We start from the raw sequence: 521 nt of genomic DNA on the forward strand, positions 1-521 counted from the left end.
TTGCTGGCATGAATGCGGCACTACAGGTTCAGGGCAGAGAATGCTGGACACCCCGTCGTGATGAAGCCTATGTAGGTGTTTTGATCGATGATCTGGCGACTATGGGAACCCAGGAACCCTACCGTATGTTTACCAGTCGTGCCGAGTATCGATTATTACTGCGTGAAGACAATGCGGATTTACGATTAACCGCCAAAGGCCGCGAATTGGGGCTGGTGGATGATGTTCGTTGGGCTGCTTTTAACACCAAGGTGGAAGCGATAGAGACGGAAAGGCAGCGTCTGCGTAGCCAGTGGATACATCCTGGTCACGCCGCCGTGGAAGCGCTAAATCTTAAGCTGAAAAATCCAGTGTCCAGAGAACATTCTCTGGAAGAACTGGTTCGCCGCCCGGAAGTAACTTACGCCGAGTTGATGAAAATCAGCGATCTTGGTCCGGGTCTAGAGGATCCTCAGGCTGCGGAACAAGTAGAAATTCAAATTAAGTACGCTGGCTACATAGAACGTCAGAAAGATGAAATC

At 50.3% G+C, this 521-nt stretch carries 1 pseudogene; it reads left to right on the forward strand.

Annotation, left to right across the window (positions count from 1 at the left end):
* Window positions 1–521: pseudogene (gene gidA / locus J0A66_RS21580) on the forward strand (tRNA uridine-5-carboxymethylaminomethyl(34) synthesis enzyme MnmG); the annotation flags it as partial.

It is taken from the genome of Bowmanella dokdonensis, from assembly GCF_017254865.1.
Taxonomy (GTDB): domain Bacteria; phylum Pseudomonadota; class Gammaproteobacteria; order Enterobacterales; family Alteromonadaceae; genus Bowmanella; species Bowmanella dokdonensis.